The 6,788-nt window shown below is 71.4% G+C and carries 4 protein-coding genes and 2 pseudogenes; 5 read left to right on the top strand and 1 reads right to left on the bottom strand.

Translation table 11 applies throughout. The features are described 5' to 3' along the window. Positions 1-174 precede the first annotated feature (174 nt). The 4 genes and pseudogenes from AC2W7M_RS16770 to AC2W7M_RS16755 all read left to right on the top strand — a co-directional run bounded on the left by AC2W7M_RS16770 (position 175) and on the right by AC2W7M_RS16755 (position 5,527). Positions 175-1,413, top strand: coding sequence for a TolC family protein (locus AC2W7M_RS16770; RefSeq protein WP_486133428.1), 1,239 nt, complete (start codon positions 175-177; stop codon positions 1,411-1,413). Between the two features lie 299 nt (positions 1,414-1,712). Beyond that, entirely contained in the window at positions 1,713-2,231 is a 519-nt protein-coding gene (locus tag AC2W7M_RS16765) for a (2Fe-2S)-binding protein (RefSeq protein ID WP_486133426.1), read from the top strand. 103 nt (positions 2,232-2,334) lie between these two features. Next, positions 2,335-4,706 (top strand): annotated as a pseudogene (locus AC2W7M_RS16760) (xanthine dehydrogenase family protein molybdopterin-binding subunit). 20 nt (positions 4,707-4,726) lie between these two features. Then, complete coding sequence (locus tag AC2W7M_RS16755; protein WP_486133424.1) at positions 4,727-5,527, top strand: FAD binding domain-containing protein; 801 nt, start codon at positions 4,727-4,729, stop codon at positions 5,525-5,527. A 37-nt stretch (positions 5,528-5,564) separates the two neighbouring features. Here the strand turns inward: AC2W7M_RS16755 and AC2W7M_RS16750 are convergent. Continuing rightward, positions 5,565-6,422, bottom strand: a pseudogene (locus AC2W7M_RS16750) (DMT family transporter). A gap of 160 nt (positions 6,423-6,582) precedes the next feature. Between AC2W7M_RS16750 and AC2W7M_RS16745 the strand changes: the two are divergent. Then, the coding region (locus AC2W7M_RS16745) for a GntR family transcriptional regulator (RefSeq protein ID WP_486133422.1) at positions 6,583-6,788 on the top strand (206 nt) is incomplete at its 3' end.

Below are 6,788 nucleotides of genomic sequence, written 5' to 3'. Positions count from 1 at the left end.
CCGGACTTCCGCGTGCCGGCCGACCCCGCCGTCGCGGTGCTCACCCCCGACGCCCGGGCCTCTCGCGCGAGAAGGCCTACAGCCTGCCCGAGCTGATCGACATCGCCCCAGAGCCGCAACCCGCTCACCCGCATCGCCTGGCAGCAGGCGCGGCAGGCGGCGCTCGCCACCGGCATGGTGGAGGCGACCTACCTGCCGTTCATCGCCGCCAACGTGATCGGCGGCACGCAGAAGTTCAGCGCCTCGCTGCCGGTCTCCATCGGCAGCAAGGACAGCGTCAGCACCACCATCGAGGGGGTCTCGCCGCAGGTGGCGCTGCAGTGGCTGGTGTTCGACTTCGGCCAGCGCGGCGCGCTCCACGCGGCGGCGCGCCACAATGCGGCCGCCACCAACGTGCTGTTCAACGGCGCCCACCAGAAGATCATCTACGACGTGACGCGCGCCTATTTCCTCTACGGCGCGGCGCGCAGCCGGGCGCGCATCTCCGCCGAGACTCTGGCCAACAGCCGGCGCATCGAGGCGGCAGCGGATTCGCGCATGCAGAACGGCGTCGGCACCACCGTGGAGGTGGCCCAGGCGCGCCAACAGGTGGCGCAGTCGCGCTTCGCCCTGGTGCAGGCGCAGGGCGCCGAGCGCGACACCTATCAAGGCCTGCTGGCCGCCATGGGCGTCTCGCCCCTGACCGAGCTGAAGGTGCGCGAGACCGGCGGGCGGGCACTTCCCGCCTCTATCGGCGTGCCCACGGAGGCGCTCATCACCACGGCGCTGGCGCAGCGGCCGGACGTGCTCGCCGCCTTCTCCGCCATGAAGGCGAGCCAGTCGGCCATCAAGGCGGCGGAGGCGGAATTCCTGCCGAAGGTCTATCTCGGCGCGGTGGCGGCCGCCGGCAACACCAATCTCAGCGCCTCGGGCCTGCCCACCATCGGCCAGCAATCCTCCGCCTCGGGCGTGGTGGTGGGCGCCACCATGCCGATCTATGACGGAGGCCTGCGCGCGGCCCAGCTGAAGACCGCGGAATCGCTCGCCGCCGTCACCGAGGCGACGTTTGACAAGACCCGGGATGCGGCGGCGCGGGAGATCGTCATCAGCGCCGACACGCTGCGCTCGGCGCTCGCCGCCCACACGGCCGCCAGCGCGCTGGCGCAGGCCGCCGCCACCACCTATGACGCCGCGCTCGACGCCTACCGCGCCGGACTCGGCAGCATCCAGGTGGCGACCGCCGCCGACAGCGCCTCCAGAACGCGCGCGTCGCCCAATCTGAGGCCATGCCGCGGCTCTGGTGGCCGCCGCCAACCTCGCCTTCGTGCTCGGCGCTATGACATCCCGCGACGTGCCGGCGCAATTGATCGCCCGCTGAGCACGGCGGGAGCGAAGGCGCGCGCCTCACCGCCGGTGTGGCGCGTATGGCCGTGACACGGCTGATGCCCGTCTCCGTCGTCGCCGTCTTCATCCTCGCCCAGACGATCTCGATGCCGGTGACCCAGTGCCGCCGTTCGGCGATTCCTGCGCGGGCGGGCGGCGCGGCACGACGCGCCGGTGCAACGGACCGCGCCGGGCCGGTTCCGGCGCCCGTAGCCGACAACACATCTCCTCGCTTGACCGCGCAAGCGGGACCGTCTCACACTGGAATAATGAAAAGGTCCGGCCCGACCGGACCTCGCGACGCGGGCGCTCAACCCGCGCGCCCGTTCCGCACCCCGTGGAGGAGAGGAATGCCCGAAATCGCCAGCACTGCCGCCAAGGTCGCCGTCGCGATGACGGTGAACGGCCGGCCCGTGTCCGCCGAACTCGACCCGCGCACCCTGCTGGTCCAGTTCCTGCGCGAGAAGCTGCTGCTCACCGGCACCCATGTGGGCTGCGACACCAGCCAGTGCGGCGCCTGCGTGGTCCATGTGGACGGTGCGGCCGTGAAGTCCTGCACCATGCTGGCCGCCCAGGCCGACGGCATGAGCGTGACCACCATCGAGGGCGTCGCCGGCCCCTCGGGCCTGCACCCCATGCAGGAGGCGTTCCGCGAGCATCACGGCCTGCAGTGCGGCTTCTGCACGCCGGGCATGATCATGACCGCGCTCGACATGGTGGCGCGGCTCGGCACGGACCTCGACGAGGCGACCATCCGGGAGAACCTGGACGGCAACCTCTGCCGATGCACGGGCTATCACAACATCGTCAAGGCGATCGGCGCCGGCGCCGCGGCCATGGGCGCGGGCGCGAAGGTGGCCGCCGAATAGGCGCGCCCCTCCGCCGTCACGCGGCCCCCATCAGAACAGCCGGCGCGCCGCACGCGCCTTCCGAACGTCCCGTCCTGCGGGAGGACACGCCAAGGACCTCGCCATGAACGACAGCACCGTCACGCCCATCGGCGCCGCAGTCCGGCGCAAGGAAGACCAGCGCTTCATCACCGGCAAGGGCCGCTACACCGACGACCTCAGCCGGCCCGGCCAGGCGTTCGCCTATTTCCTGCGCTCGCCCCATGCCCACGCCGCCATCCGCGGCATCGACACGGCGGCCGCCAAGGCCATGCCCGGCGTGGTCGGCATCCTCACCGGAGCCGACCTTGCCGCCGACAAGATCGGCGACCTGATCTGCGGCTGGCTGGTAACGTCGAAGGACGGCACGCCCATGCGCATGGGGCTCGGCACCCCGCGCTCGCCAAGGACAAGGTGCGCTATGTGGGCGACCACGTGGCCGTGGTGATCGCCGAAACGCTCGACGCCGCCAAGGACGCCGCCGCCGCCATCGCGGTCGACTACGAGGTGCTGCCCGCCGTCGCCGACCTCGCCACCGCCGATGCCGGCGCGCAGATCCACGACAACGCCCCGCGCAACATCTGCTACGAGTGGGAACTGGGCGACAAGGCGGCGACCGACGCCGCCTTCGCCCAGGCGGCACACGTGACGAAGATCGACCTCGTCAACAACCGCCTCGCCCCCAACGCCATGGAGCCGCGCGCCGCCATCGGCGAGTACGATGCCGGCGATGAGGCCTATACGCTCTGGACCACCAGCCAGAACCCGCACGTGGCGCGCCTCGTGCTCTCGGCCTTCGTCGGCATCGCCCCCGAGCACAAATTACGCGTCATCGCCCCGGACGTGGGCGGCGGCTTCGGCTCGAAGATCTTCATCTATGCGGAGGAGACCGTCTGCGCCTGGGCGGCGAAGAAGGTCGGGCGGCCGGTCAAGTGGACCGCCGACCGCTCGGAGGCCTTCCTCTCCGACGCCCACGGGCGCGACCACATCTCCCATGCCGAGCTCGCCACCGACGCGGCGGGGAAGATTCTGGCGTTCCGGGTGCACACCCGCGCCAATATGGGCGCCTACATGTCCACCTTCTCGTCCTGCATCCCGACCTATCTCTACGCCACGCTGCTGTCCGGCCAGTACGCCATGCCCGCGATCTACTGCGAGGTGGACGCGCTCTACACCACCACCGCGCCGGTGGACGCCTATCGCGGCGCCGGCCGTCCGGAGGCGACCTTCCTGGTGGAGCGCATGATGGACAAGGCGGCGGGCGAATTGGGCATCGACCCGGCAGAGTTCCGCCGCCGCAACTTCGTCACCACCTTCCCGCACCAGACGCCGGTGATCATGAACTATGACGCGGGCGACTATGCCGCCTCGCTCGACCTCGCGCTGGAGATGGCGGACTATAAGGGCTTCCCGGCCCGCCGCGCCGAGGCGGAGGCGCGCGGCAAGCTGCGCGGCATCGGCCTGTCCAACTATATCGAGGCCTGCGGCATCGCCCCCTCGGCGGCGGTGGGCTCGCTCGGCGCCGGCGTCGGCCTGTGGGAGAGCGCCGAGGTGCGCGTGAACCCCACCGGCAACGTGGAGGTGCTCACCGGCTCCCACAGCCACGGCCAGGGCCACGAGACCACCTTCGCGCAATTGGTCTCGGCGCGGCTCGGCATCCCCATCGACCAGGTGAGCGTGGTGCACGGCGACACCGACAAGGTGCAGTTCGGCATGGGCACCTACGGCTCGCGCTCGGGCGCAGTGGGCATGAGCGCCATCTCCAAGGCGCTCGACAAGGTGGAGGCGAAGGCGAAGAAGATCGCCGCCCACATCCTGGAGGCCGCCGAAGGCGACATCGAGTTCAAGGACGGCAAGTTCACGGTGGCCGGCACCGACCGCTCCCTCGCCTTCGCCGAAGTCGCGCTCAACGCCTATGTGGCGCACAAATTCCCCACCTCGGAGATCGAGCCCGGGCTGAAGGAAGGCGCCTTCTACGACCCCACCAACTTCACCTTCCCCGCCGGCTGCCACATCTGCGAGGTGGAGGTGGACCCGGAGACCGGGGTGACGCAGATCGTCAACTTCACGGCGGTGGACGATTTCGGCGTCGTCATCAACCCGATGATCGTCGAGGGCCAGGTGCATGGCGGCATCGCCCAGGGGGTGGGCCAGGCCCTGCTGGAGGGCGTCACCTACGACGCCGACGGCCAGCTCGTGACCGGCTCCTACATGGACTACACCATGCCGCGCGCCGACGATCTGCCCTCCTTCAAGCTCGGCCTGACGCAGACGCGCTGCCCCTCGAACCCGCTCGGCATCAAGGGCTGCGGCGAGGCTGGGGCCATCGCCGCGCCCGCTGCCGTCATCAATGCGCTGGCCGACGCGCTGGGCACGCAGGATGTGCCCATGCCCGCCACCCCCGCCAAGGTGTGGGCGCTCGCCAAGACCCGCGCCGTGCGCCAGGCCGCGCAATAGCCGCGAACAGGAGGACGCCCATGTATGCCTTCGACTATCAGCGGCCCGCGGCCCTCGCCGACGCGGCGGCCCTGCTCCAGGCCGATCCCGAGGCCAAGATCCTGGCCGGCGGGCAGACCTTGCTGCCCACCCTGAAGCAGCGCCTCGCGCAGCCGACCACGCTGGTGGACCTCGCCCGCCTGCCCGGCCTCTCCGCCATCGAGAAGACGGCGGAGGGCGTCGCCATCGGCGCGCTGGTGAAGCATGCGGCGGTCGCCACCTCGGACGTGGTGCGCGCCACGATCCCGGCGCTCGCGGATCTCGCCGGGCTGATCGGCGATCCGGCGGTGCGCAACCGCGGCACGCTCGGCGGCTCGCTGGCGAACGACGACCCCACCGCCGACTATCCCGCCGCGGTGCTGGCGCTCAACGCCACCGTCGTCACCGACCGGCGCTCCATCGCCGCGGGCGATTATTTCCAGGGCCTGTTCACCACGGCGCTGGAAGACGGCGAGATCATCACCCGCGTGGACTTCCCGCAGGTGGAGCGCGCCGGCTACGCCAAGTTCCGCAATCCCGCCTCGCGCTATGCCATGGCCGGCGTGTTCGTCGCCAAAACCGCCGATGCGGTGCGCGTGGCGGTGACGGGGGCGGGCCAGTCGGGCGTGTTCCTGTGGGAGGAGGCTGGCGACATCCTCGCCTCGGACTTCGCGCCCACAGCGCTCGCGCGCCTGGAGCTGGACCCCTCCGACCTCATGAGCGACCTGCACGGCAACGCCGAATATCGCGCCCAATTGGTGAAGGCCATGGCCAAGCGCGCGGTGGCGAAGGCACTGGCCTGAGCGGCGAGGGGCCACACGGCCCCTCCCCCGACCGGCGTCAGGCGAAGCGCTTGGCGCCGGCGACGCAGAGCACCACGAGGCCGGTCACCGCCACCATGCTCCAGGGCACCGGCTCGCCCAGGAGCACCGCGGCGAGCGCGAGGCCGAAGAAGGGCTGGAGCAGCTGGAGCTGGCCCACCGCGGCGATGCCGCCGCGCGCGAGGCCGCGATACCAGAACACGAACCCCACCAGCATGCTGAACACCGAGACGTAAGCGAGCCCGATCCAGGCCGGCCCGCCCACGTCTGCAAAGCCGCCCGGCCGCGTGGCGAGCGCCAGCGCCGCCATGGCCGGCAGCGACAGCACCAGCGCCCAGGAGATCACCTGCCAGCCGCCGAGCCGGCGCGAGAGCGCGCGCCTCCGCATAGCCGAGCCCGCAGGCGAGGATGGCGGCGGCCATGAGCAGGTCGCCCGTGAGCGTGCCTGCGGCGCCGTTCGCCAGGGCGAAGCCGCGACGGCCGCGGCGCCGAGCCCCGAGAACAGCCAGAAGGCGACCTTCGGCCGCTCCCCGCCGCGGACCACGCCGAACAGCGCGGTGGCGAGCGGCAGCAGGCCGACGAACAGAATGGAGCGCGCCGCCGAGATGTGCTGGAGCGCGAGCGCGGTCAGCAGCGGGAAGCCCACCACCACGCCGAGCGCCACCACGGCCAGCGGTCCCGCATCACCCCGATCCGGCCGCCTCTGGCGCAAGGCGAGCAGCAGACCGGCCCCGAGCAGCGCCGCGATCACCGCCCGCGCCGAGGTGAGAAACAACGGGCTGAAGCCGCCCACCGCCACCCGCGTCGCCGGCAGCGAGCCCGAGAAGATGACGACGCCGATGAGCCCGCTGCCCCAGCCGTCCAGTCCGCGCTGCATGATGGTCTCCGCCACGATGCACCTGCGATAGCGCGCGGCCGGTTGCGGCGACAGGCACACACCCATACAATTTAGCCAAACAGTATGGGTTACGGGAGCCATACAGTTGGCACAGAGCGGCGCGGAAATCGGAGCGGCAACCACCCGCACCGAGCAGATCATGGCGACCATTCGCGGCCGCCTGGCGCGTCGCGCCGTGTCGCCCGGCGAGCGGCTGCCCTCCATTCGCCGGCTGGCGCGCGATTTGGCCGTATCTCCCTCCACCGTGGTGGAGGCCTATGACCGCCTCGCCGCCGAAGGGCTGATCCGCGCGCGCCCCGGCTCCGGATTCTATGCGGTGGGCACGCCGGCGCCTCTGGCGCTGGC

The organism is Xanthobacter sp. BG11Y11_SDJG (assembly GCF_057364445.1).
This window is presented reverse-complemented; position numbering and strand designations above follow the sequence as displayed.

Bases quoted from the DNA above. Each gene is read 5' to 3' on its own strand.
- AC2W7M_RS16770 (WP_486133428.1), top strand. From the start codon at position 175: ATGGTGGAGGCGACCTACCTGCCGTTCATCGCCGCCAACGTGATCGGC.
- AC2W7M_RS16765 (WP_486133426.1), top strand. From the start codon at position 1,713: ATGCCCGAAATCGCCAGCACTGCCGCCAAGGTCGCCGTCGCGATGACG.
- AC2W7M_RS16755 (WP_486133424.1), top strand. From the start codon at position 4,727: ATGTATGCCTTCGACTATCAGCGGCCCGCGGCCCTCGCCGACGCGGCG.